The sequence below is a fragment of the Bradyrhizobium sp. McL0615 genome, assembly GCF_049993905.1.
Classification (GTDB): Bacteria; Pseudomonadota; Alphaproteobacteria; order Rhizobiales; family Xanthobacteraceae; genus Bradyrhizobium.
The window spans coordinates 7,716,284-7,739,310 of the sequence record NZ_CP188254.1; the positions used below are offsets into that span (position 1 = coordinate 7,716,284).

Annotated in this window: 26 protein-coding genes; 15 read left to right on the forward strand and 11 right to left on the reverse strand. The window is 63.1% G+C overall.

Annotated features, from left to right (window positions below):
• Positions 1-29: 29 nt before the first annotated feature.
• The 3 genes from ACPPVP_RS37120 (at position 30) to uvrB (ending at position 3,549) form a co-directional block, all read left to right on the forward strand.
• On the forward strand, positions 30-242 hold the full coding sequence (locus ACPPVP_RS37120) for a hypothetical protein (protein ID WP_025589094.1): 213 nt from the start codon (positions 30-32) through the stop codon (positions 240-242).
• A gap of 68 nt (positions 243-310) precedes the next feature.
• Entirely contained in the window at positions 311-466 is a 156-nt protein-coding gene (locus ACPPVP_RS37125; RefSeq protein ID WP_426528495.1) for a hypothetical protein, read from the forward strand.
• 110 nt (positions 467-576) lie between these two features.
• Positions 577-3,549: an excinuclease ABC subunit UvrB gene (uvrB, locus tag ACPPVP_RS37130; RefSeq protein WP_426528496.1), complete on the forward strand. Its 2,973-nt coding sequence runs from the start codon at positions 577-579 to the stop codon at positions 3,547-3,549.
• A 54-nt stretch (positions 3,550-3,603) separates the two neighbouring features.
• Here uvrB and ACPPVP_RS37135 read toward each other — a convergent pair whose 3' ends face one another.
• Positions 3,604-5,385: an MASE1 domain-containing protein gene (locus ACPPVP_RS37135; protein ID WP_426528497.1), complete on the reverse strand. Its 1,782-nt coding sequence runs from the start codon at positions 5,383-5,385 to the stop codon at positions 3,604-3,606.
• Positions 5,386-5,805: 420 nt separating this feature from the next.
• Between ACPPVP_RS37135 and ACPPVP_RS37140 the strand changes: the two genes are divergently transcribed.
• Positions 5,806-6,828 (forward strand): D-cysteine desulfhydrase family protein, encoded by a 1,023-nt coding sequence (locus tag ACPPVP_RS37140; RefSeq protein ID WP_426528498.1) that lies wholly within the window; start codon positions 5,806-5,808, stop codon positions 6,826-6,828.
• Positions 6,829-6,909: 81 nt separating this feature from the next.
• Here the strand turns inward: ACPPVP_RS37140 and ACPPVP_RS37145 are convergent, their stop codons facing one another.
• Entirely contained in the window at positions 6,910-7,284 is a 375-nt protein-coding gene (locus tag ACPPVP_RS37145; protein ID WP_426528499.1) for a hypothetical protein, read from the reverse strand.
• A gap of 1,128 nt (positions 7,285-8,412) precedes the next feature.
• Entirely contained in the window at positions 8,413-8,592 is a 180-nt protein-coding gene (locus ACPPVP_RS37150) for a hypothetical protein (RefSeq protein ID WP_426528500.1), read from the reverse strand.
• A 133-nt stretch (positions 8,593-8,725) separates the two neighbouring features.
• Between ACPPVP_RS37150 and ACPPVP_RS37155 the strand changes: the two genes are divergently transcribed.
• The 6 genes from ACPPVP_RS37155 to ACPPVP_RS37180 all read left to right on the forward strand — a co-directional run bounded on the left by ACPPVP_RS37155 (position 8,726) and on the right by ACPPVP_RS37180 (position 13,178).
• On the forward strand, positions 8,726-9,553 hold the full coding sequence (locus tag ACPPVP_RS37155) for a hypothetical protein (protein ID WP_426528501.1): 828 nt from the start codon (positions 8,726-8,728) through the stop codon (positions 9,551-9,553).
• A 195-nt stretch (positions 9,554-9,748) separates the two neighbouring features.
• Positions 9,749-10,198: a nuclear transport factor 2 family protein gene (locus ACPPVP_RS37160; RefSeq protein WP_426528502.1), complete on the forward strand. Its 450-nt coding sequence runs from the start codon at positions 9,749-9,751 to the stop codon at positions 10,196-10,198.
• A gap of 449 nt (positions 10,199-10,647) precedes the next feature.
• Complete coding sequence (locus ACPPVP_RS37165) at positions 10,648-11,082, forward strand: nuclear transport factor 2 family protein (RefSeq protein WP_426528503.1); 435 nt, start codon at positions 10,648-10,650, stop codon at positions 11,080-11,082.
• 256 nt (positions 11,083-11,338) lie between these two features.
• The gene (locus ACPPVP_RS37170; RefSeq protein WP_426528504.1) at positions 11,339-12,241 is read left to right on the forward strand and encodes a hypothetical protein; all 903 of its coding nucleotides are present in this window, start codon (positions 11,339-11,341) and stop codon (positions 12,239-12,241) included.
• 182 nt (positions 12,242-12,423) lie between these two features.
• The gene (locus tag ACPPVP_RS37175; protein WP_426528505.1) at positions 12,424-12,840 is read left to right on the forward strand and encodes a hypothetical protein; all 417 of its coding nucleotides are present in this window, start codon (positions 12,424-12,426) and stop codon (positions 12,838-12,840) included.
• 122 nt (positions 12,841-12,962) lie between these two features.
• Positions 12,963-13,178 carry a hypothetical protein gene (locus tag ACPPVP_RS37180; protein ID WP_426528506.1) on the forward strand — a complete coding sequence of 72 codons (216 nt, stop codon included), beginning with the start codon at positions 12,963-12,965 and terminating at the stop codon, positions 13,176-13,178.
• Here the strand turns inward: ACPPVP_RS37180 and ACPPVP_RS37185 are convergent.
• The 3 genes from ACPPVP_RS37185 to ACPPVP_RS37195 form a co-directional block, all read right to left on the reverse strand.
• Positions 13,175-13,315, reverse strand: a complete 141-nt coding sequence (locus ACPPVP_RS37185; RefSeq protein WP_426528507.1) for a hypothetical protein — start codon at positions 13,313-13,315, stop codon at positions 13,175-13,177. The two genes, ACPPVP_RS37180 and ACPPVP_RS37185, sit on opposite strands and share 4 nt — an antisense overlap.
• Positions 13,316-13,533: 218 nt before the next feature.
• Positions 13,534-14,013: a MaoC family dehydratase gene (locus tag ACPPVP_RS37190; protein ID WP_426528508.1), complete on the reverse strand. Its 480-nt coding sequence runs from the start codon at positions 14,011-14,013 to the stop codon at positions 13,534-13,536.
• 2 nt (positions 14,014-14,015) lie between these two features.
• Positions 14,016-14,477 (reverse strand): MaoC family dehydratase, encoded by a 462-nt coding sequence (locus tag ACPPVP_RS37195; protein ID WP_426528509.1) that lies wholly within the window; start codon positions 14,475-14,477, stop codon positions 14,016-14,018.
• A gap of 206 nt (positions 14,478-14,683) precedes the next feature.
• Here ACPPVP_RS37195 and ACPPVP_RS37200 point away from each other — a divergent pair, with 206 nt between their 5' ends.
• Entirely contained in the window at positions 14,684-14,977 is a 294-nt protein-coding gene (locus ACPPVP_RS37200; RefSeq protein ID WP_426528510.1) for a DUF4282 domain-containing protein, read from the forward strand.
• A 132-nt stretch (positions 14,978-15,109) separates the two neighbouring features.
• Here ACPPVP_RS37200 and ychF read toward each other — a convergent pair whose 3' ends face one another.
• From ychF to ACPPVP_RS37220, 4 genes are all read right to left on the reverse strand, one after another.
• Positions 15,110-16,207, reverse strand: a complete 1,098-nt coding sequence (ychF, locus tag ACPPVP_RS37205) for a redox-regulated ATPase YchF (RefSeq protein WP_426528511.1) — start codon at positions 16,205-16,207, stop codon at positions 15,110-15,112.
• Between the two features lie 27 nt (positions 16,208-16,234).
• The gene (pth, locus tag ACPPVP_RS37210) at positions 16,235-16,849 is read right to left on the reverse strand and encodes an aminoacyl-tRNA hydrolase (protein WP_426528512.1); all 615 of its coding nucleotides are present in this window, start codon (positions 16,847-16,849) and stop codon (positions 16,235-16,237) included.
• A 21-nt stretch (positions 16,850-16,870) separates the two neighbouring features.
• Entirely contained in the window at positions 16,871-17,593 is a 723-nt protein-coding gene (locus tag ACPPVP_RS37215) for a 50S ribosomal protein L25/general stress protein Ctc (protein ID WP_426528513.1), read from the reverse strand.
• A 323-nt stretch (positions 17,594-17,916) separates the two neighbouring features.
• Positions 17,917-18,210 carry an accessory factor UbiK family protein gene (locus tag ACPPVP_RS37220; protein WP_426528514.1) on the reverse strand — a complete coding sequence of 98 codons (294 nt, stop codon included), beginning with the start codon at positions 18,208-18,210 and terminating at the stop codon, positions 17,917-17,919.
• Between the two features lie 199 nt (positions 18,211-18,409).
• Between ACPPVP_RS37220 and ACPPVP_RS37225 the strand changes: the two genes are divergently transcribed.
• Genes ACPPVP_RS37225 through pgeF form a run of 4 tightly spaced genes read left to right on the forward strand, consistent with a single transcriptional unit; the run spans position 18,410 to position 21,903 of the window.
• Positions 18,410-19,144: a dienelactone hydrolase family protein gene (locus ACPPVP_RS37225; RefSeq protein ID WP_426528515.1), complete on the forward strand. Its 735-nt coding sequence runs from the start codon at positions 18,410-18,412 to the stop codon at positions 19,142-19,144.
• 13 nt (positions 19,145-19,157) lie between these two features.
• Positions 19,158-20,015 carry a prolipoprotein diacylglyceryl transferase gene (gene lgt, locus ACPPVP_RS37230; protein ID WP_426528516.1) on the forward strand — a complete coding sequence of 286 codons (858 nt, stop codon included), beginning with the start codon at positions 19,158-19,160 and terminating at the stop codon, positions 20,013-20,015.
• A complete protein-coding gene (locus ACPPVP_RS37235) occupies positions 20,012-21,139 on the forward strand; it encodes a class I SAM-dependent methyltransferase (RefSeq protein WP_426528517.1) in 1,128 nt (375 codons plus the stop codon). The genes lgt and ACPPVP_RS37235 overlap by 4 nt, the downstream gene beginning before the upstream one ends.
• Positions 21,136-21,903, forward strand: a complete 768-nt coding sequence (gene pgeF / locus ACPPVP_RS37240) for a peptidoglycan editing factor PgeF (RefSeq protein WP_426528518.1) — start codon at positions 21,136-21,138, stop codon at positions 21,901-21,903. Before ACPPVP_RS37235 ends, pgeF begins: the two co-directional genes overlap by 4 nt.
• Here pgeF and ACPPVP_RS37245 read toward each other — a convergent pair whose 3' ends face one another.
• Entirely contained in the window at positions 21,904-22,905 is a 1,002-nt protein-coding gene (locus ACPPVP_RS37245; protein WP_426528519.1) for an NADP-dependent oxidoreductase, read from the reverse strand.
• Positions 22,906-23,027 lie beyond the last annotated feature (122 nt).

The window sequence follows — 23,027 nt, forward strand, 5'->3', positions numbered from 1 at the left end:
CGGCGATGGGACAACCCGGGGGATACGCCATGATCTATGGCGGCTTTGAAATTCAGTCGTTCGAAGCAGGGAGAGGGCTATGGCACGCCAGGATTCAACGGGCCGACCAGGCGCCGGTGGTGATCGATGGGATGGCGTTTCCGACGCTCGAAGTCGGTTTCGCGTGGTCGGATCCAGAAGCGGCGATTGCGGACGCGAAGGCCCATATCGATCGTTTCAAGCCGCGGTTCGCGAACCCGTAAGCGCGAGCGGCGGAGCCGCCGGCCGAATCTCCCTGCCCCTTCCCGAACAGACCCTGCAGGCCACCCCGGTGCTCTCGAGCTGTCCGGATTGCAGCGCCGCGCTCGCGGTCCTGCGCATCATCCCCGGCCGCGCCGGCGCCGAATACTGGACCATGCGCTGCACGCGCTGCGGCGGGATCCATCTGGATATCGTCAACCCCTCGACGGCCCCGCTGACGGCGTAACGAGACGGTTCCGAGTCGGCTTGCTGACATCTGCTGACACAACACCCGCAGCATTGCGCGCGAGCCCGTTTGCCCTTTCCTCGCTGGCTGACTCATCCCATATTCGCCGGATGGCGAAGAAACCCGACACTCCCAAAAAATCAGGCAAAACTCCCAGATCCAAGGCGCCAAATTCCAAGGCGTCGAGGCCTGACGTTCAGCCGATCGGACCCGCGTTGGCGGAACTGCTCAATCCCGCGATCAACCGCGGTGACGCCGGCATGGGCTCGAGCACCGGCCTGCAGCCGCCGCCGGACAATTCGTGGGACCGCCGCGCCGGCGGCGAGGCCGCGGCGCATCGCGCCCGCGCCTCGACCAGGGGAACCAGCGATGATGTCGCCAAGCGCGATGCATCGACGCAGGGCCTCGAGGAAGCCCCCCAGGCCAACTACGGCACCTCGGCCACCATCCCGACGCTTGATCCCGAAATCGCGCGCCAGCTCGGCCTGCCGACGGCGGAAGACGACGACGAGGCCTTGGCCCGGCCGCCGCGCAGCAAGATGGAGGCATTCGGCGTCAAGGCCACCGCCGACGCGCTCGAAAATCTGATCCGCGACGGCCGCCCGGAGTTTAAGGACGACGACGGCCAGATCAGGATCTGGACCCCGCACCGGCCGCCGCGCCCGGAAAAATCCGAAGGCGGCGTGCGCTTCGAGATCAAATCCGAATACGAACCGAAGGGCGACCAGCCGACTGCGATCAAGGAACTCGTCGAAGGCATCAACCGCAACGACCGCACCCAGGTGCTGCTCGGCGTCACGGGCTCGGGCAAGACCTACACCATGGCCAAGGTGATCGAGGCGACGCAACGCCCCGCCATCATCCTGGCGCCGAACAAGACGCTGGCCGCCCAGCTCTATGGCGAGTTCAAGAGCTTCTTTCCCGACAACGCGGTCGAATATTTTGTCAGTTATTACGACTACTACCAGCCCGAAGCCTATGTGCCGCGCACCGACACGTACATAGAGAAGGACTCGTCCATCAACGAGCAGATCGACCGCATGCGCCACTCGGCGACGCGCGCGCTCCTGGAGCGTGACGACGTCATCATCGTCGCCTCGGTGTCCTGCATCTACGGTATCGGCTCGGTCGAGACCTATACCGCGATGACCTTCGCGCTGAAGAAGGGCGAGCGCATCGACCAGCGGCAGTTGATCGCCGACCTCGTGGCGCTGCAATACAAACGCACCCAGGCCGACTTTACCCGTGGCACTTTTCGCGTCCGCGGCGACGTCATCGACATCTTCCCGGCGCACTATGAGGACCGCGCCTGGCGGGTGAACCTGTTCGGCGACACCGTGGAAAATATTGAAGAATTCGATCCGCTCACCGGCCACAAGCAGGACGATCTCGAATTCATCAAGATCTACGCCAACTCGCACTATGTGACGCCGCGCCCGACCTTGGTGCAGGCGATCAAGTCGATCAAGAGCGAGCTAAAACTGCGGCTCGACGAGCTCAACAACCACGGCCGCCTGTTGGAAGCGCAGCGGCTGGAGCAGCGCACCACCTTCGACCTCGAAATGATGGAGGCGACGGGAAGCTGCGCCGGCATCGAGAACTATTCGCGCTATCTTACGGGCCGCCGCCCCGGCGAGCCGCCGCCGACGCTGTTCGAATACGTGCCTGATAACGCGCTGGTCTTCGCCGACGAAAGCCACGTCACCGTGCCGCAGATCGGCGGCATGTTCCGCGGCGACTTCCGCCGCAAGGCGACGCTCGCCGAATACGGTTTCCGCCTGCCCTCCTGCATGGACAACCGTCCGCTGCGGTTCGAGGAATGGGACATGATGCGCCCGCAGAGCGTCGCGGTGTCCGCGACCCCGAGCGGCTGGGAGCTGAACGAAAGCGGCGGCGTGTTCGTCGAGCAGGTGATCCGACCGACCGGGCTGATCGATCCGCCCGTCAACATTCGCCCCGCCCGAACGCAGGTCGACGACCTCGTCGGCGAAGTCCGCGCCACCGCGCAGGCGGGTTACCGCTCGCTGGTCACGGTGCTGACAAAACGCATGGCGGAAGACCTCACCGAATATCTGCACGAGCAGGGTATTCGCGTCCGCTACATGCACTCTGACATCGACACCATCGAGCGCATCGAGATCATCCGCGACCTCCGCTTGGGCGCATTCGACGCGCTGGTCGGCATCAACCTGCTGCGCGAGGGCCTCGACATTCCCGAATGCGCGCTGGTCGCGATCCTCGACGCGGACAAGGAAGGTTTTCTGCGCAGCGAGACCTCGCTGATCCAGACCATCGGCCGCGCCGCGCGCAACGTCGACGGCAAGGTGATCCTCTATGCCGACCAGATGACCGGCTCGATGGAGCGCGCCATCGCCGAGACCGACCGCCGCCGCGAGAAGCAGGTCGAATACAACACCGCGCACGGCATCACGCCGGAGAGCATCAAGAAGTCGATCGGCGACATCATGAACTCTGTCTACGAGCGCGACCACGTGCTGGTCGAGATCGGCGACGGCGGCATGGCCGACGACGTCATCTCCATCGGCCACAATTTCGAGGCGGTCCTCTCCGACCTCGAAACCCGCATGCGCGAAGCCGCCGCCGACCTGAATTTCGAGGAAGCCGCGAGACTCCGCGACGAAGTCAAACGCCTCCGCGCGACGGAAATGGCAGTGGTGGACGACCCCACCGCCAAACAACGCACCGTGCAAGGCAAGGCCGGCGCCTATGCCGGGACGAAGAAGTACGGCGAGGCCGCGAACTTGCCGACATCAGCGATGAAGAAGCGCGGTGGCCCTTCTTCTCCCTCGCCCCGCTCTTCGCGGGGAGAGGGTCGGGGTGAGGGGCATCCCTCCGCGAGTCGTGCCGGTTCAAAGGTCCACAAACCCCACCTCGACGAAATGCACGGCCCGGAATCCTTGCCCTTCCGCCCCGGCGGCGCCAAACCAAGCAAGCCCGAACTCCCCGGCGGCACCAAAATCTTCCAGCCCACTGACTCGCGCCAATCCGGCCCCGAATTCGGCCCCTCACCGCGGTCGAGCGGCGGCGCACCGGGACATCGCGGCGGATGGAAGAAGCGGTAGTCGATCAGCGATCGCAGCCGCAGTCGCCGTACCGCGCGACGGCAGCGCCATCGACTATGTGTTGAGGCGCCCGGCCGTATTGGTTGGCTCTGCCAGGCCGGGGGCGAGCACGGGAAGTGTCATGTAAATGGTCGTGCCTTTTCCCAAAGCGGAGACGAGCGTGATTCTACCGCCGAGCTGCTGCGTCACGAGATTATGGACGATATACAGGCCGAGCCCGGTACGGCCCTGCGCACGTCTGGTGGTGAAGAACGGATCGAAGACCTGACGCTGAACTTCCTCCGGAATGCCACTACCGTCATCCGAGAAAATGATCTCCACCTGTTCCATGCCGAAGCGACGCGCCTTGATCAGCATGTGTCCGCCAGGTCCATCGGTGAAGCCGTGGGTGACGGCGTTGAAGATGAGGTTGGTCAACACCTGCCCGTAGGCGCCCGGGTAGCTGTCGAGGGTGATGTCGGAGGGTATCTCGAGTGCAAGTGAAGCTCGGGATTTCGGCAGCCCCGGCAGCACACTGGCCACGATCTGCTCGGTCGCAAGCTTGAGGTCAAAGGTACGCCGATCAGCGTGGCTGCGATCGGCGGTGACCTGCTTGAATGATTGAACCAGTTCTCCGGCGCGCTGGAGGTTCGCGACGAGTTGGTTTGCAGCATCGCGACAAGAATCGGAGAACTCTGCGAGCAGGGAACGGCGCACCGGACCTGAGACGATCTGGTCGGCGAAGTTCGCGGAGCGGTGCGCGAGTGTCGAGGCCACCGTGAGGCTGATGCCGACCGGGGTATTGATCTCGTGTGCAACCCCCGCGACGAGACGGCCGAGTGCGGCTAACCTCTGGGTTTCGATGAGATAGCGTTGCGTTTCGCTGGCGAGCAGAGCCGCTTCGGCCAACCTCCTCTTCTCCCGGATTTCGGCAAACAGCGCGGCAAGAACCGATGCGCTGACCGTCACAAGTAGAATGCTGACTTGGGCCGCCATGACGCGCTCGGCCACTGAAAGAGCCGGATTACCGAAATAGCCAATGCCAAAGGTGGTCGTCCAGACGATTGAAAGGCTGACAATGAAGGCGGCTGCCGCAGCAAAAACCGGCCGGCAGCGAGCTGCAAGCCACAGCAGCGGCGCGAACAACACGGCGACCGGCCCAACGGTCGCCAACAGTTCCGAATGCAGGAAAATGCCAAGTCCACTTACCAGGGCTAGTGCGGCGACCGCCAAAGCACCTTCGGCGAGTTCGCTCGGCGACGGCCGGTCGCGCCAGGCTGAGGCAAGCTCGATCAGCAACGGTGCAACCGTGATTATTCCCAGGCCGTCTGATGCGAACCAGTGCTGCCATGTCGTCAGCATCGACGTCGTCGTACTGTGAAACAGTTTGTACGCTACGGCCCCCCCGATCCCCGAGACAGCGGTCCCAATGATCGCCGCCGCTGCCAATCCCAGCACGTTGCGCAGCTTGTCCAGTCTGAAATCCAAACCGAAGTAATGCTCAATGAGCCACGCCGCGAGCACAGCTTCCCCTGCATTGCATAAGGCAAATAGAACGGCGCTCCAGAGATTCCGGTCGCCAAAGAGATTCGCCGCGATGGTTGCAGCCATGGTGCCGACAACGACCGGCCATCGCGCCCGGGACCCGAGCGCGATCAGGACGCCGGCGGACACACCTGCGGCAGGCCAGAAAACGGCAACGCCCTCTGGTTTGGTCAGCAGGGCAAGGCTAAGCCGCGCTGCCACGAAATATACGATGCCGACCGCGACAGCGAGCCCAATCCAGCCAACCCACCGCGTCAGGTCGACGCCGGTAGAAAGCTCATGCTGAACCTGTCTTCGTAGATTCTGCCACACCGGGTGCTCCTTCCCCGCATGGGCCAATTTAGCACAAGAATCGCGTGACTTGCTGCTATCGCGGATGAAGAAGAACCCTCAAAACTGAACGAAGAAAATCATACACAGGACAAACCCCATCGCAAGAAACGACAATACAACGTTGAACCAGTTGTACTATATGCCCGCGTCTTGACGACGCCCCTGAGCGAACGTTGGGGCGGGTTGCGGTGGACGCAGCAGTGCCGGACGCGAACGTGATCGCAGGGCGGGCTTTCCGTGAGCGACTAGACGACGCGCAGGCTCAGCAGCGAAACGGCGCGATGGGCCACGAGGAGACTTCCATCGTTCGCTTGACTGATGCAGCTATCGTCGATTGGGCCATAATAGCGGCCGTCGGGCCATTGTCAGAACATCACGCGTGAGTCAGACCACAGAACGATGCAAACCAACCGCACCCCATTGTCCGACCGGCTCGCCGTCTTTCCCCGCCTGGGTCTCGCCACCCTGCCGACCCCGCTCGAGCCGATGAAGCGGCTGACGGCGCATCTCGGCGGACCGCGGCTGTGGGTCAAGCGCGAAGACGCCACCGGACTCGGCTTTGGCGGCAACAAGTTGCGCAAGCTCGACTACGTGCTGCACGAAGCCATTTCGAGCGGCGCCGATACGATCGTCTCTGGCGGCGTGGTGCAATCGAACAGCCAGCGGCAGGTCGCGGCGGTGGCGGCAAAGTTCGGCCTCGCCTGCCATCTTGCCGTCTACCACGGCCGGCTCGAACCGCCGACGCCGGAATACAAGACCTCGGGCAACGCGTTTCTCAACCGGCTGTTCGGCGCACATCTTCATGACGTGCCGTGGACCGGCGACCGCAATGCCGCCATCCGCGCACTGGTCGACGATCTCCAGGCAAAGGGCCACAAGCCCTACTTCGTGCCCTACGGCGTCTCGAATGCGTTGGGCGCGGTCGCCTATGCCACGACGATTGCCGAGATCGAACCGCAGGCCGCGCAGTCGGGTTTCGCGCCAGCCGCGATCGTCCACTGCACCGGCAGCGCCGGCACGCAGGCCGGCCTCGTCGCCGGCGCCGCCGTGGCGATGCCGGCGACGCGCATCGTCGGCATCGATATCGACGCCGAGCCCGCGCGGGTGCGCGCCGATGTCGTGGCGTTCGCGCAAGAAGCGTCCGATCTGCTCGACGTTCCCTTCGGCGAAGCAAGCGTGGAAGTCGTCGCTGGCCACGCGGGCCCTGCCTACGGCGTCCCGCACGAAGCCACCATCGAAGCGATCCGCCTTGCCGGCCAGCTCGAGGCGCTTCCGCTCGATCCCGTCTATTCCGGCAAGGGCCTCGCCGGCCTGATCGCCCTGATCCGCCAGGGCCGTTGGCGCAAGGACGACAATGTCATCTTCCTGCACACCGGCGGCGCACCGGCGCTGTTCGCCTATCAGAGCGCGCTCGGTATCTGAAGTGGCGAGCCAGACCCGCAGTTACCGGACCTCCCCGCAGTTGGGAGGTCGTCCAAGAAATAACGCACCCGTAGTGCACCCTCACCTCACACTCATCACGCCCACCGCCAGCAGCGACAGCAACAGCACGTTCGTCACCAGTTGAAGCGACGTCGTGGGCTGGGCGCGCCACTTCTCGATCTTTTCGACAAACGACAGGCCGGCGTTGAAGAACAGCGGCTCGTAGCCGTGCTTGAAGAATTTTGGAAACTTTGGCGCGAGCCAGGGCGTGAGCAGGGCATGGAAGATCGAGGCCAGCACGACGAACAACACGACGCCGCCGGCGATCTCGTGATGGGCGAGTTTCAAGAGCAAGGCTGCGCTGACGAAGGTCGGGAAGCCCTGCAGGAGGAATGTCAGCGCAAAGCCTTCGAGGCGGTTCAGCGCGGATGATTTTGGGGCGGCAATCGCGTTCATGGCGGCGGCTCCTGCGCTTTACGTCCTCGGCGAGGACGGTCATGAGCGCGAGAATGAAAGGTCGGGAAGCGGCATGCCGTGACGGGGATCACGCTGTCTGAAGCATGGGGGCGCATAACAAGAGCCCCTCACCCGCCGCTTCGCGCCGACCTCTCCCCGAACCCAGGGCGACGTTCGCGAGATCACCGCTACCGGTTGCGCTGTCCGTCGGGCAAATCACGCTTGCGGTTGGTCCAGCGCTCGCGGCAAAGATATTCCGCTTCGCGAATACCCCAAATCACCCCTACAAGCCCGCCATCCCGCACCCGCTAGAGGGGCGTATCGCGATCGTCACGGACGTTGGGCGCGGGATGCGATGGACGCGGCAGCGTCGGGCGCGCGACGTGTTCGCAGGGCGGGCTTCGGCCTGTGAGCGATCGAACGGCGCGCAGACGACCGGCGCTTAAACGCCTTCGCCGGAATTTCGGTCGGCAGCACATGAGCCGGTCGAAGCGTTTTGGTGGAGGAAGCCGCGGACGGTAAAGGCGTGTGGTTCTGGCACCCGTGGCTGGTGTCAAGCTGGCGGAGATGTGTCGAGCCCAACCGGGCTTCGGCGGATCAATTCGTCAGCGATGGAGGCAAGAGGAATTCGTCTCCAGGGAGAGCGCGCTATAAGCCGTAAAACCATTGCGCAGGGAAGGCCGGGTGTTCCGGCGCACCTTGCGGTCACCCGTGTGCACTTTGTGCGCACGATCGCGGGTGCTGAGGGCACCCGGCTTTCCCTGCGCCCTCTTCGTTTTCGAGGGCATCGCCGATCGCATCCCTCCGGGCGCTTCGCGCCGCGAGAATGCGAAGGCGTGTCTTGTAGGATGGGTAGAGCGAAGCGAAACCCATCGGCCGAATCCGCCTCATTGATGGGTATCGCTTCGCTCCACCCATCCCTACGGATCACCTTCGCGGGTGATGGCTGTTTGAAATTCGAAATCGAACGTGCGGCACACTCGCCGTCGTCCCTGCGAACGCAGGGACCCATAGCCACCGGCAGAGGTTTTGCGAAAGGCGTCCGCCGCACTGCCTTATCGATAGATCACGCGGTATGGGTCCCTGCGTTCGCAGGGACGACATCGAGAGTGCGGGGCTACCCTGCCCTCACCCCGACCGGCGGTTGCTCGTGTTCTGTGTCAGATTGCCGTGGCTGGCCTGTTCGCGAATGTTGTTCTTCTCGTCGTCGCGATGGCCCTTGGTGGTGTCGAGGGGGACGCTGGGCGCGCTGCCGGGGCCCTTGTGGCTCTGGTTGTCCTGCGGGATGGGAGGAACGGGTTTCGTCATCATGGTCTCCGTTAGCAACGGACGGAATCAACGCCGGCCGTGGCGGGATCGTTCCCCGGCGCCGCGGCATGCATTGTCGCCGGACGCAAAACCCGGTTTAGTGCCGGCACGGCGGCCACCACAGGAGACCCTCTTGAAAGCAATCGGCGCGGCGATCCTACTGGCATTCGGCGGCCTGAGCGGACCAGCCTTCGCGCAGACAAAAGACAAGGCGCCGAATGCGGACCGGCCGTTGCTCGCGACATTCTGCGATGCCGCCAACATCAAGGGATCGGCCTGCAGCCGGGCCAAGGGCTATCGCAGCGGCAAGCGTTGCGACGTCAAGCTGACGCCGGACCGGCACAGCGGCAAATTCCTCGCTGACGGCAGCACGCTTCTCGTCGTCAATTACGAAAGCGGCTGCGAGCCCCACGCCACGAATTTCGGCGGTGCGGTGATCTTCGAACAGAAGGACGGCGCCACCCTCTTCAGGGGATATCAGCCGGGCTTTCAGGCGAATGACTGCATCACCCTTGCGCGGAATGAGAAGCAGGATCGCCTGATCTGCATCACTGGCTATCTAGGGCAGGGCCATCTCGAATCCGGCGTCGCGGAAATGGTGTTCACGCAGGATTTCTCCGGCAACATCGCTGTGTCGCTGAACTATTTCGTGAGGGCGGAGGACGCGACCGGCGCCTATGGCTCCAACGTCGTCGACTGCAAGGAAACGTCGGTTTATTTCAGCCTCGCCAAACTCGGCACCGGGCCGGGGCGCGATACCGTCGCTGTCGACATCGCCCACGCCGACAAGGACACGATCCAGACCGCATGCACGAAAGGCTTTCCGCGCCCGAAGCAGATCTTCGGCGAGCTTGGGCCCGGCGAGGCCTATGTCCCGCCCGGCCATGAGAAGAAGGCAAGGTTCGTGATCGACCTCACAACCAGCAAGGCCGTGCCGGAAGCGGAATTCGGCAAGCCGTAACGTGTGCCGGTGTGATCGCCGTTCGCCGGCCGGAAGCGCAACCCGCGGCCTGAACCTTCTTCGCGGCGGCCGCGTCAGAATACCTTCAGAAACATACTTTCAGAAACTTTAAATCCTTTTGCTGATTGATAGCTCCGCGGTTCCGTTCACAATGGGTCCGGCAAGAGCCGGGTCGAGCACAGGCAGGATGGGCGAATGACCGAGGGACCAAATCGTCAGCACGTGCTGGATTTTCTCGACGTCCTGTATTCCGGCGACGTCGAAGCCACGCTGGAGCGCTGCACCGACGACATCGAATTCCTCGCCAACGCCCCGATTGACATCCTGCCGCATATGGGCCACCGCCGCGGCAAGGCCGAAATGCGCGAGATGTGGGACGCGGTCCGCGCCCGTTATTCCGAGCTGCGCTGCGAGGTGCCGATGCTGGTCGTCGACGGCGACAAGGCAGCCGCGTTCATCCGCGTGTTCTTTCGCAAGAGCATCAATCAGCGCATGGTGCAGTTCGACGTAGCCGGCTTCTATACCCTGCGCGACGGCAAGATCAGCCAGATCAGGGAAGTCATCGACACCTTCGATCTGGTCCAGCAGCTGCTCGAACGCGACGTCGCCGCGATCCTGACCGGCCGGCGGCCGGACCCGATCTAATCTGGCGTCGTCGCCTCGTCATTCCGGGACGCTGAGTGAAGCGGCGGCGATCGCGTAGCTGCACATCATAGGTGCACGCCAAAGCATCGCTCATTTTCCGTGCACCGTTGAACCTCAGCGCGCTTGCCGTGACACACCTCAGGGCTGTCTCCGGACACGCCGCCTGTGGCCGCGATCGCCGGTATCCGGGCGCCCTGCTGTTCGGCGTCATCGCGATTCGCGACGCCGAAATCGCCATCTTGCGCAGGCCGGCCGCCGGCCATGACGGTTAAGTGATCGTTAAAAGCACGGGCAAGTTGCATTTGTGCAATGCAAAAATCGCAATTGCGATTCGGCCGAAAGCACCTATTGTTAGTGTACGAACGAATTTAGCAATCTGGCACGGCGTCGATGCTGACGCCCGATGGGCCGTTGCTGTTTGAAATCCAGTTTTCAAGGACCAAACCAAAATGACAGAGCATTGTCTCTGGCGTTTTTCGCGCGCATTGCATCGCGCGATCAATGAACGCCAGCCCGCCGATCTCGAAGCCCTGCTCGACGAGGACGTCGACTGGGCGATCTATGGACCGATCGACATGTACCCGTTCTTCGGTTCGCGCCGCGGCAAGTCGGCCGTGATCGATGTGATCAGGCAGATCGCGGACAACTTCCGCGTCCACCGCTTCGACCGCGAATCGATCATGCTCGGGGTGGATTCGGCCTCCTCGATGATGCGCTATTCGCTGACCGCGCTCGATTCGAACAAGCCGATCTCCTTGCGGATCGCGCATTTCGCCCAGTTCAGGGCCGGCCGGCTGACCAACTTCCGCGTGCTGGTCGATACCTTCGATCTGGTCGAGCAGACCGTGGGCTATCCGATTAACCTGCCGCGGATGGCGGTGTAGCTCACGACGATCGATTCCCATCGTCATGCCCGGGCGCGCGAATTGCATTTCCGTGTCCGGGCATCCACGTCTTCCTTCACCAGCCCCAAGGAGGCGTGGATGGCCGGGTCACCTGGCGCGATGACGCGCTGTGCCCGGCCATGACGTTCGCGTTCGCGTGAAGTGAGAGCAAGATCGCACCACCCGCCATAATTTCGCAACAGAGCGAACGCATTCTGGACGCGACTTGGAATGCGGGCGGGCAATGATTCCCAAAATGCGATTTGGCTGGGCGCGGCTGCCAATGCTGGTGGCCGGCATCAGTGTAGTTTCGACACTGGCGGCAGCGGCACAAACGCCGCCGGCTAACGATGATCCAGACGAGCCTGCGGCGGAAGAGACCGAGGCGGCTCCCGGCGTCAACGACGTCGACATCATGAAGGACATCGACGTCAGCAAGCTCGACTGGAGTCTGCTCAGCGTCGATGCGTCGACCCTGAGCGGTCCGGCGCCGAAGGGAAGCGGCGCATCGAAAGCGGCTGGCGGCGTGGATACCGCGTGGTCCGCCAATGAAAGGGCGAACGGCACCTCCGCGGTGTCAGTCAAGCAATCCATCACGCCGTTCTGGGATACGCGCATCGGCGCCGACATGACGGTCGCGCGCCAGGGCACGGTGACGACGTCCGAACAGCTCTCGGAAAAACTCGCCAATGGCGGCAGCCTGCCGCAATCGTCCGGCACCGCCTGGGCGGCGGTCACGGCCCCCGGCGTGGCCTCGATCTGGGACAAGACGTCGGTCGAAGCCCGCGTCGATCCCGGATCCGAGCAGAGCAAGCTCGGTACGTCCCTGAGCAAATCGCTGCCGCTCGGCGAGCAATACTCGCTGACCCTGAAGAACGACTACAACCTGATTCAGCAGGGCCTTGTGCCGGTGCCCGGCATCATCAGCCATCCGGCGCGCAGCCACGAGACCGACCAGTCGGCGAGGCTCAGCATCGCCGACACCGGCACCAGCCTGATCGCGGGCCAGACGCTATCGACGTCGGACGACAAATGGCTGCGCAAGGTCGGCGCCGAGCAGAAGCTGTTCGATGGCGTCACCATCTCCGGCTCGATCGGCGAGACGCCGTCCGGCGCCGCCAACAAGAGCCTCAGCGCCGGGTTCAAACGCAGCTGGTAAAGGCGGGAGTTGTCTCAATTTGACGCGTTTTCAGCCCTGAAAGGGCCCTCCCGCGAGAATGATCCACCATTGCCGCAGATTGGCCCAGATGCGGCCAAAATCGGCGGTGCAGATGGGAACGATCTACTTCGTCGTGCGGGGGACTTCCGCGCTCGCCTGAAAGCGAAACAGAGGAATTGACGATGAACGCCACCACTCGCCCCGACCAGATTGATGAGACTCCGGAAGCCGAGGGCGATCTCGCCGCGGTATCCGAAGTCGAGGCCGGCATCCGCGAATTCGTTCGCAACGACATTGCCTATCTGCGCCGGCCGGCGGTTGCTGCCGAGACCGCGCCGCTCGAAGCCAATGCCGAAGCGACCGTCAACAACGTCAATTCGCTGATCCAGCGCGTCGCCGGTACTTCGCTGGCGGAAATCGAGAAGCTGATTTCCGAACTCGAAAGCCTCCGCGATCTCCTGCATGCCGAAGGCCAGCGCGTCCAGCGCGAGATCTCGGGCTATGCCCAGCTCAGCCAGGCCGCGATGAAGTCGACGCGCATGATCGCCGACAACGTCACGCAGTGGAAGCGTGCCGCCGACGGCCTGCGCAACAGCTAAACGCGATCGTTGCAAAAATCTGACACTCCGCCGTGTTCCGTCCAGGAGCGCGGCGGTTTCGTTTGGCAGGATTCGATCCGAACTTTATAAACACGGTCGCGTCCAGGGACGGATGTCGTCACGTGGCGACAGGCACCTTTTGGGGACACACCGGCGATGCAGAACGTTCAGCCAGACAACATGAATTCAATGCCGGTGCGGCAATCATCGTCGCAAAGCATGGGCACGATCGTGATCCGCTTCGTCGGGTTGCTGGCGGTTGCGGTCGTGGCAATGACGTTGATCTGGAGCCGCTGAACTTCTTCAGCGCTCACTTCTATTCGGTCCGCAACTACTAGCGGACGAACGCGGTGTCCTCGATCGTGTAGACACCATCGGCATAGGACTTCACCACCATCGTGGCGGTCAGCATCACCGCCATCGTGACGGTTGCAAAGACAAAACCGACGAATTTCAGGCCGCTGCGATCTGCCATGGTCATCCCCTCGGTACGTCCCCTATGACGCATATGGCAGGCAGAAAGTTCAAAATGCGTTAGCAAGAAATCCGTGCCGTTGCGTCATGGATTACGAAGCACTAACGGAACAATTCGCTAACCATGTGCCGGGCTTGGGGCGGAGCACGTAGCCCGGATGAGCGAAGGGGACCACTCCCCCACCACCCCGGATATCGCTGCGCTGATCCGGGCTACGATTAACCCGCATTCCGTCGCGGCACGAAGGCGGTTGCGAGGAACGAAAATACCACCTCGCCACGCTGGTTGATGCCGGTATTGCGGGCCTGCAGGATGCCCCATTCGGGACGCTTCTCCGAAGTCCGCTTGGTTTCGACCTGATTGGAAAAGCTGATGGTGTCGCCGGCCAGTACCGGCTTGATCCAGCGCAGCTCACGAAACCCAGGCGACGGCCCCCACACCGCGACCTTCTCGCCGCGCGCGACGGTCTCCGCCGTCAAGCGCTTGCCGTCGGCGACCAGCAGCTTCATGCAAACCGCGGCGACGTGCCAGCCCGATGCAGCCAGTCCCCCGAACAGGGATTTGCGCCCTTCCTCCTCATCGAGGTGAAAGCGCTGCGGATCGAACTGCGTGGCAAACTCCTTGATGTCGTCGGCGGTGAAGGTGAACGAGCCGAACTCGCGCTGCGCGCCGATCTCGATGTCCTCGAAGAAACGCATCGCTACTTCGCCCCCGCTTGGTCACGCCGGCGCACGATGATCGGCGACTCCATCTCGCACAGCACCATGCCGGCCGCGTTGCGGATCGTGCCCTTGAAGGTCACGATGCCGGTCTCGGGACGGCTGTTCGAAATCCTGGCTTCCGCCACGTAGACATCCAGCGTCAGGTCGTCGCCCGGCCGGAGCGGCGCCATCCAGCGCATCTCGTTGACGCCCGGCGAGCCGAGCGAGGCGGTACGGCCGATAAAGCCGTCAAACAGCATCCGCATCATGATCGAGCCGAGGTGCCAGCCCGAACCGGACAGCCCCTTCAGCATCGACGCGTTGGCGGCGGCCTCGTCCAGATGCATCGGCTGCGGATCATATTCGGCGGCAAAGGCCAAAATCTCCTCGCGCGTGACGTGGCGCGGTCCGAACGTGCCGAAGTGGCCGGGCGGGAAGTCTTCGAAGGTCAACGTTGTCATCTATCTACGATTTGGATTGAGGATTACGGCGGGGAAGCCCGAATGTGGCCGTTATTTACGGCAATCTCAACCCGTCCACCCGCATGGCTTGTTCGCCAGAGGCGAGTACCGCTCCCGGCGCTCACCCCTGACTTGCCCGAAACAATTTTCGGGGCTAGCCCTGTGCCGTCTGGAATCAGGTTTCTTGACTCGCCGGAGAACCATCGATGCTCGATTTTCAGGATCTGTTTCAGTGGGACCGCTTCATCACGCCCACGATCATCAAGACTTTCTACTGGCTGGTCATCGGCTTGATCGTGCTGTTCGGCCTGTCCGGAATCTTTTCGGCGCTTGCCACGATGGCGATCAGCCCATTCGGCGGGTTCATCCTGCTGTTGTCCTCGATCGCCGGTGTCGTGGTAGGCGTGGTGTTTTCGCGCATCGCCGCGGAATTCATCCTGATCGTCTTCCGCATCAACGAGCATCTCGGCGCAATCCGGGATCAGGGGCAGATGCGGTAATTTCACCGGTGCCGTAGGGTCGGCAAAGCGCCGCGTGCCCACCATTTCGCTCGTGCTGGCGGAAAGGTTGTGGGCACGGCGCGATGCGCCTTTGCTTACCCTACGGTGTCCGCATTCGCGGGAGCCAATATCTCAGTTATTAAACCGGAAATGCATCACGTCGCCGTCGGCGACGACATATTCCTTGCCCTCCAGCCGCAGCTTGCCGGCATCCCGGGCGCCGGCTTCGCCGTTCAGCGCGACATAGTCGGGATAGGCGATGGTCTCGGCCCGGATAAAACCCTTCTCGAAATCGGTATGGATCACGCCGGCCGCTGCAGGCGCCTTGGTGCCGCGATGGATGGTCCAGGCGCGGGCCTCCTTCGGGCCCACGGTGAAATAGGTGATGAGGTCGAGCAGCTGGTAGCCGGCGCGGATCAGGCGGTCGAGGCCGGCCTCTTCGAGGCCCAGAGTCTCCAAAAACTCGACGCGCTCCTCGCGTGACAGGGTCGCGATCTCGGATTCGATCTTGGCCGAGATCACCACGGCGACCGCGCCTTCTTTCTTGGCGTGCTCGAACACATGTTTTGAGAAGCTGTTGCCGTCCTTGGCCGAGCCCTCCTCGACATTACAGACATAGAGCACCGGCTTCGACGTCAGCAGGCCCAGCATATTGAACGCGCGCTCTTCCTCGGGCTTGCGCTCGAGAAATCGCGCCGGCTTGCCGTCGCGCAGCAGCACCAGCGCCCGGTTGACGAGGTCGAGCGCCTCCTTGGCGTCCTTGTCGTTGCCCTTGGCCTTCTTGGCGAGGTTGTCGACGCGCTTTTCCAGGCTGTCGAGGTCGGCGAGCATCAGCTCGGTTTCGATGGTCTCGATATCGGCCAGCGGCGCGATCTTGCCTTCGACATGGGTGATGTCGGAATCTTCAAAGCACCGCACCACATGCGCGACCGCGTCGACCTCGCGGATGGTGGCGAGGAACTGGTTGCCGAGGCCTTCGCCCTTCGAAGCGCCACGCACCAGGCCCGCGATATCGACGAAGGTCAGCCGCGTCGGGATGATCTGGGCGGACTTGGCGATATCAGACAGTTTGTCCAGCCGGGGATCAGGCACGGCGACCTCGCCGACATTCGGCTCGATGGTGCAGAACGGATAGTTCGCCGCCTGCGCCGCTGCCGTCTCGGTCAGCGCATTGAACAGCGTCGACTTGCCGACATTGGGCAGGCCAACGATACCGCATTTGAATCCCATAATACGTCCTGAAGTCCGTTCGCGATGTCAGCTGTCGCCCTTGGCGTCACCATCGCCCTTGTCGAAAATTCCCTTGGCCTGCAGAACCAGATGAACCTTGTTCTGGAACGTCGAGTCCTTGCCTGTCGTCAGCAGCCCGGCATTGTCGGCCACCGCCGCGCACAAGGCTTCCACCCAGGGGCGGTCGCTCTTGGCAAAATCCGACAGCACGTGGCTGTGCACCAGTTCCTTGATGCCGGGATGACCGATCCCGAGCCGCACCCGGCGGTAGTCGTTGCCGATATGCGAGGAGATCGAGCGCAGCCCGTTATGACCGGCGATGCCACCGCCGATCTTCACGCGTACCTTCGCCGGCGGCAGTTCGAGTTCGTCCTGAAACACGGTGATGTCGGAGGCAGCGAGCTTGAAGAAGTTCGCGGCTTCCTGAACCGCGCGCCCGGACTCGTTCATGAAAGTGGTCGGCCGAAGCAGAACGACCTTTTCACCATCGAGCGTGCCATCGGAAGCCTCGCCCTGAAAACGGCGGCGCCACGGTGCGAAACCGTGACGCCGCTGTATCTCATCGACGGCCATGAACCCGATGTTGTGCCGGTTGTTCGCGTATTTCGAACCGGGATTACCGAGACCGACAAACAGGCGCATGACGCGGCATCCCGCCGCTGTTTACTTCTTCTTGTCGCCGCCAGCCGGCGCTTTCGCGCCAGCCGCCGGAGCAGCAGCACCCGCCGCAGGGGCAGCAGCAGCCGGCGCGGCAGCACCCGCTGCCGGAGCAGCGGTGCCCGCAGCGGCCGCAGCCGCCGCAGCCTTCTGTTCTTCAGCGTAGCCCGACGGCGGCACGATGGTCACCAGCGTCGCGTCCTCACGCGACAGCGACTTCACGCCGGCCGGCAGCTTGATCTCGGACAGATGCAACGAATGGCTGATTTCCAGCGCGCCGACATCGGCCTCGATGTACTGCGGAATATTGTCCACCGAGCATTCGAGATCGATGGTGTGGGTGACGATATTGACGGTGCCGCCGCGCTTGACGCCGGGCGAGGCTTCGCCGTTCACGACGTGCAGGGGGACACTGACGCGGATGGTGGCACCTTCACCGAGGCGCATGAAATCGACATGCAGCGGGAAGTCACGTACCGGATCGAGGTGGAAGTCGCGCGGAATCACGCGGTGCTTCTTGCCCTCGAGATCGATGTCGTAAATCGTGGTCAGGAAGCGGCCGGCAAGGATGCGCTGGCGCAGTTCCTTGTCGTCGACCGAAATGGTCACGGGGGGCTGGTTGTTGCCATAGATCACTCCGGGCACTCTCCCGGCGCGACGCTCTGCCCGGGCGGCCCCCTTGCCGCTCTGCGGACGCGCGGTCGCCTTCAATTCCTTGACGGTCGCCATCGTGTTAAGTCCTTGTTTTCTAAAAGTTAAAGGCCGCATCGCGGCCCGTTGGCATCCTACAGCAAGCCTCCAGGGGTGCGGGGGCTGCGGACGTGGCGGGCTTTTAGCCCCAAAGGGACGAAATGACAAGGAAATGAAGGGATTTTTTGGCGGTTCAGGGCACATGGCGGCCCCAGAGCCGTCATGCCCGGCCGCAGCAGTCTGTTGTACGCAGACTGCGTAAACTTGTCTGCGATACCGGGCATCCACGTCCTTGCCGCCGCGACGAAGGTCGTGGATGGCCGGGAATGTACCCGGCCATGACGATGGGTGATTGAAATCCCCTAGCCGTCCGTCTTCGTACTGCCGGCATCCGGCGCGGCCGGCGAAATGCCGAGCTTGGCCTCCAGGGCCGCGATCCGGCCCTTCAGCGCCTCGTTCTCCTCGCGCGCCAGGCGGGCCATGTCCTTGACCGCGTCGAACTCCTCGCGCTTGACGAGATCGAGGTCGCGCAGGATGCGTTCGGCCTGGTTGCGCACGACCGTGTCGACCTCGCGCTTGACGCCCTGGGCGGCGCCGGCGGCGTCGTTCATCAAACGGCCGATCTCGTCGAAAAACCGATTGCTGGTCTGGGTCATCTCAAAACGCTCCGGTCGCTGCAAATTGATCGTCACCGGCATGACAATGGCGATCCCAAGGCCAAGGTTCAAGGCCAAGGTTCAAGAGCGCCGTTCAAGGCCGACGCAATCTCCCTTTGCCTTGTCATGCCCCAGTTTCCTTGCAATCGTATCAAGCGCTTAACCAGAAACCAGAATCACAACGCAAAAAGAAACGCCCATGATCGACCAGCAGATCGATATTGCGACCAAGGACGGCAAGACCACCACCTTCATCACGCATCCCGAACGCGGCGGGCCCTTTCCGGTCATCATCTTCTACATGGACGCGCCGGCGATCCGCGAGGAACTGCGCGACATGGCGCGGCGGCTCGGCACTTCGGGCTATTACGTGATGCTGCCCAACATGTATTACCGCTCAGGCGTCATGGAGATCGGGCCGATCAATCCGGATCCAAATTCGCCCGAACGCAAGAGGATGTTCGAACTGATGAACTCGATCAACATCCCCCTGGTGATGGAAGACACCAAGGCCCTGCTCGCCTACGCCGAGACGCAAGAAGCCGCGAATACCAAGATCGTCGGCACCGTTGGCTACTGCATGAGCGGCCGCTACGCGGTCAACGCGGCGACGCATTTTCCAGATCGCGTGAAGGCGGCGGCTTCGATCTACGGCACCCATCTGGCGACCGACCAGCCCGACAGCCCGCATCTGGCTGCAAGCAAGACCAAGGCTGAACTCTATTTCGCCTGCGCCGAGACCGACATTTATGCGCCGCAGGAGATTATCGACAAGGTCGCGGCCGGCATGAAGGGATCGAACAACGAGGTCGAGGTCTACCCCGGCACCCATCACGGTTTTGCCTTCCCGAAACGTCCGGTCTACCACCGCGACGCCGCTGAGCGGCACTGGGAGCGGCTGCTGGCGCTCTATCGCCGCAACCTCGTGCCGTAGACGTCAGGGCCCGATGCCGTTTCTCACCATCACCTTTCCGGCCATCGATCCCGTCGCCATCTCGATCGGACCGCTCGCGATCCGATGGTATGCGCTGGCCTATATCAGCGGCATCGTGCTCGGATGGATCTATGCGCGCGCGCTGGTCAGAAACGAGAAATTGTGGGGCGGACCGGCGCCGATCGCGCCGGTGCAACTCGACGACTTCATTCTCTGGGTCACCCTCGGCATCATCCTCGGCGGCCGCACCGGCTACGTGCTGTTCTACAACCTCCCCTTCTTCATCGAGCATCCGGCCGCCGTTCTCAAATTGTGGGAGGGCGGCATGTCCTTCCACGGCGGCTTTCTCGGCTGCGTCGCCGCGGTGATGCTGTTTGCGCTCAAGAACAAGATCTCCATCCTGTCGCTTGGCGACATCACGACCGCGGTCGCGCCGATCGGAATATTCCTCGGGCGCCTCGCCAACTTCATCAAGGGCGAGTTGTGGGGCCGTGAGGCGGATGCCAGCGTGCCCTGGCGAATGGTCTTTCCCGATGATCCGTCTCACCTTTTCCGTCATCCAAGCCAGCTATACGAAGCGGCGCTCGAGGGCGTCCTGCTGTTTGCGATCCTGGCGGTCATGGTGCGGATGGGTGCGCTGAAACGACCGGGCCTGATCCTCGGCAGCTTCATCGCGATCTACGCGCTCGCGCGCATTACCAGCGAGTTTTTCCGCGAACCGGACCCGCAGCTCGGATTTTTGTGGGGCGGGCTGACCATGGGTATGCTGTTGTCGGTGCCAATGATCATCGTCGGCGCCATCCTGATCGTGATGGCATGGCGCCGCGAGGCGCCCGAGCCTATACAGAAGTCGATTCAAGGCAGGCCGTGACCGAATTTTCACCGTTGCAGGCGGAGATCCAGAAGCTGATCAAATCGTCAGGACCGATGCCGGTCTGGCGATACATGGAACTGTGCCTGGCGCATCCCGAGCACGGCTATTACGTGTCGCGCGATCCACTGGGCCGCGAGGGCGATTTCACCACCGCGCCCGAGGTCAGCCAGATGTTCGGCGAGCTGCTCGGTCTATGGACGGCTTCGGTGTGGAAGGCGATCGGATCGCCGCCGTCACTGCGGCTGGTCGAACTCGGCCCCGGCCGCGGCACCATGATGGCGGACGCGCTCCGCGCGGTACGGGTGCTGCCACCGCTCTATGAATCGCTCCAAGTCCATCTCGTCGAGATCAATCCTGTGCTGCGCGAGAAGCAGCGGGCGATGCTGTCCGGTGTACGCAACATCACCTGGCACGACAACATCGACGACGTGCCGGAGGGCCCCGCGGTCATTCTCGCCAACGAATATTTCGACGTGCTGCCGATCCATCAGGTGGTCAAGCGCGAGACCGGCTGGCACGAACGCGTCGTCAACCTCGATGACAATGGCAAGCTGGTATTTGGAGCCTCGGACGAGCCGATGCCGCGCTTCGAGGTGTTGCTGCCGCCGCTGGTACGCGCGGCCCCTGTCGGCGCCGTGTTCGAATGGCGGCCGGATACTGAGATGATGAAGATCGCCGCGCGGGTGCGCCACCAGGACGGCGCGGCGCTGATCATCGATTACGGCCATCTGCGCAGCGACGCCGGCGACACCTTCCAGGCGATCGCCCGCCACAGCTTTGCCGATCCGCTGAAGAATCCCGGCCAGGCCGACGTCACCGCCCATGTCGATTTCCAGGCGCTGGCCCGCGCAGCCGAAGACGTCGGCGCGCGCGTTCATGGCCCGGTGACGCAAGGCGAATTCCTCAAGCGGCTCGGCGTCGAGACGCGGGCCGTCACGCTGATGGGAAAAACCACGCCGGAGGTTTCCGCCGAAATTTCCGCCGCGCTGAAGCGGCTGACCGACAGCGGCCGCGGCGGCATGGGATCGATGTTCAAGGTGCTTGCGGTCACCGAACCCAATCTCACCATGGTCGCGGGTCTCAGCGACGAACCGCCCGCGCGGGGAGACGAAACGGCATGACGTTCGGATCGTCGCTGCTATCAGCCATTCCGGGGCTGCGCCACGCCTTCTTCACCCGCGAGGGCGGGATATCCAGCGGAATCTACCAAAGCCTCAATGGCGGGCTCGGCTCCAACGACGATCCGAACAGCGTAGCGGAAAATCGCCGCCGGATGGCCGAGCAGATGGGCGTCGCGCCCGAGCGCCTGCTGAGCGCGCACCAGATCCATTCACCCGACGTCGTGGTGGCGAGCGGACCCTGGCAAGGCGACAAGCCGCGCGCGGACGCGCTCGTCACCCGCACGGAAGGCATCGCCATCGGCGTTACCGCCGCCGATTGCGGGCCGATCCTGTTCGCCGACGCCAGCGCGCGCGTGATCGGTGCGGCGCATGCCGGCTGGAAGGGCGCGTTGACGGGCGTGCTGGAATCGACCATCGACGCGATGGAGAAACTCGGCGCCGACCGCTCCGGCATCGTCGCCGCGATCGGCCCGCTGATCCGCCAGCACTCCTATGAAGTCGGCAGCGAATTCGTCGAACGCTTTCTGAATTCCGACGCGGAAAATGGGGCGTTCTTCATCCCCTCTCATCGCGCGGGTCATTCGATGTTCGACCTCGCCGGATTCATCCGGATGCGGCTGGAAAACGCCGGCGTGCTGATGATCGACGACATCGGCGTCGACACCTATTCCGATGAGCGCTTCTACAGCTACCGCCGCTCGGTACACCGGAAAGAGCCGGACTACGGCCGCCACGTCCACGCAATTGCGCTGGAGCGCGAGTAGTTACTTCACGCGCAGCACCACCTTGCCCCGCGCACGCCCTGTTTCGAGATAGCTGAGCGCCGCCGGCAATTGCTCGAAGGCGAATTCGCGGTCGATCACCGGCTTGATCGCGCCGCCGTCAACCAGGGCGGCGATGTCGCGCAACTGGTCGCCGTTGGATTCCGTGAAGGACCATTCGTATCGCGCCCCGGCGGCCGCGCTGGCGGCGTAGACCTTCCGTCCCATCAGCCAGACGGCGATGCCCACCAGCAGGCCAGCGCCTTCGCGCCGGGCGAAATCCCGATCCGGCGGCCCGCTGAGCGAGATCACCACGCCGCCGCGCTTCACCACCTTGAAGGCATCGACGGTGAATGCGCCGCCGAGCGTGTCGTAGACGATATCGTATTTGCCGTCCTGCTGAAGATAGTTCTCGCGGTCGTAGGCGATGACGCGGTCAGCGCCGAGGGAAGCGACGAAATCCGCGTTTTTCGCACTGGTCGTCGACGTCACGTGAAGACCGAGATGCTTCGCGTATTGAACCGCGAACGTGCCGACGCCGCCGGAGCCGGCATGGATCAGGATCCGCTGCCCGGACTTCGCACCGGCACGTCCGAACATCTGCACCGTGGTCAGCCCGACGAGCGGCAGCGAAGCCGCTTCCGCGTGTGAAATTGTGGCCGGCTTGAGCGCGACGAGATTCTCGCCGAGGGCGATCTGCTCGGCAAATGTACCGATCGTGTCGCGCGATGCGCGGACAAAGACCGCATCGCCCGGTTTGAATTTCGATGCCCGGGCACCCACCGTGGTCACGACACCACTGGCATCGAAGCCGAACGGGCGCGGCAGTTGATATTTCGAGACGCGCTTCAGGTCGCCGTGCGCGATCTTGAAGTCGATCGGATTGAGGCTGGCGGCATGGATTTCGATTCTGACGTCGCCGGGGCCGGGGACCGGATCGGCGATGTCGACCAGGCGGACATGGTCGGCGATCGCGCCATAGCCATCGAGAACAAAGGCTCGCATGGATCATCCAGCCGGGTTGAAGAATTCTGGCAACAAAAAGGAGAACGGGGGCGAAACCGACGCGATCTTTTTGGCGGGCCGGCGTACCCGCTGCCCTAGACCTTAACACATTTTAACGATAT

Bases quoted from the DNA above. Each gene is read 5' to 3' on its own strand.
- ACPPVP_RS37190 (WP_426528508.1), bottom strand. From the start codon at position 14,013: ATGCGTTTCTTCGAGGACATCGAGATCGGCGCGCAGCGCGAGTTCGGC.
- ACPPVP_RS37215 (WP_426528513.1), bottom strand. From the start codon at position 17,593: ATGGCGACCGTCAAGGAATTGAAGGCGACCGCGCGTCCGCAGAGCGGC.
- lgt (WP_426528516.1), top strand. From the start codon at position 19,158: ATGCCGTTTCTCACCATCACCTTTCCGGCCATCGATCCCGTCGCCATC.
- ACPPVP_RS37140 (WP_426528498.1), top strand. From the start codon at position 5,806: ATGCAAACCAACCGCACCCCATTGTCCGACCGGCTCGCCGTCTTTCCC.
- uvrB (WP_426528496.1), top strand. From the start codon at position 577: ATGGCGAAGAAACCCGACACTCCCAAAAAATCAGGCAAAACTCCCAGA.
- ychF (WP_426528511.1), bottom strand. From the start codon at position 16,207: ATGGGATTCAAATGCGGTATCGTTGGCCTGCCCAATGTCGGCAAGTCG.
- ACPPVP_RS37120 (WP_025589094.1), top strand. From the start codon at position 30: ATGATCTATGGCGGCTTTGAAATTCAGTCGTTCGAAGCAGGGAGAGGG.
- pth (WP_426528512.1), bottom strand. From the start codon at position 16,849: ATGCGCCTGTTTGTCGGTCTCGGTAATCCCGGTTCGAAATACGCGAAC.
- ACPPVP_RS37195 (WP_426528509.1), bottom strand. From the start codon at position 14,477: ATGACAACGTTGACCTTCGAAGACTTCCCGCCCGGCCACTTCGGCACG.
- ACPPVP_RS37225 (WP_426528515.1), top strand. From the start codon at position 18,410: ATGATCGACCAGCAGATCGATATTGCGACCAAGGACGGCAAGACCACC.
- ACPPVP_RS37185 (WP_426528507.1), bottom strand. From the start codon at position 13,315: ATGGCAGATCGCAGCGGCCTGAAATTCGTCGGTTTTGTCTTTGCAACC.
- ACPPVP_RS37145 (WP_426528499.1), bottom strand. From the start codon at position 7,284: ATGAACGCGATTGCCGCCCCAAAATCATCCGCGCTGAACCGCCTCGAA.
- ACPPVP_RS37170 (WP_426528504.1), top strand. From the start codon at position 11,339: ATGCGATTTGGCTGGGCGCGGCTGCCAATGCTGGTGGCCGGCATCAGT.
- ACPPVP_RS37150 (WP_426528500.1), bottom strand. From the start codon at position 8,592: ATGACGAAACCCGTTCCTCCCATCCCGCAGGACAACCAGAGCCACAAG.
- ACPPVP_RS37200 (WP_426528510.1), top strand. From the start codon at position 14,684: ATGCTCGATTTTCAGGATCTGTTTCAGTGGGACCGCTTCATCACGCCC.
- ACPPVP_RS37175 (WP_426528505.1), top strand. From the start codon at position 12,424: ATGAACGCCACCACTCGCCCCGACCAGATTGATGAGACTCCGGAAGCC.
- ACPPVP_RS37160 (WP_426528502.1), top strand. From the start codon at position 9,749: ATGACCGAGGGACCAAATCGTCAGCACGTGCTGGATTTTCTCGACGTC.
- pgeF (WP_426528518.1), top strand. From the start codon at position 21,136: ATGACGTTCGGATCGTCGCTGCTATCAGCCATTCCGGGGCTGCGCCAC.
- ACPPVP_RS37165 (WP_426528503.1), top strand. From the start codon at position 10,648: ATGACAGAGCATTGTCTCTGGCGTTTTTCGCGCGCATTGCATCGCGCG.
- ACPPVP_RS37220 (WP_426528514.1), bottom strand. From the start codon at position 18,210: ATGACCCAGACCAGCAATCGGTTTTTCGACGAGATCGGCCGTTTGATG.
- ACPPVP_RS37245 (WP_426528519.1), bottom strand. From the start codon at position 22,905: ATGCGAGCCTTTGTTCTCGATGGCTATGGCGCGATCGCCGACCATGTC.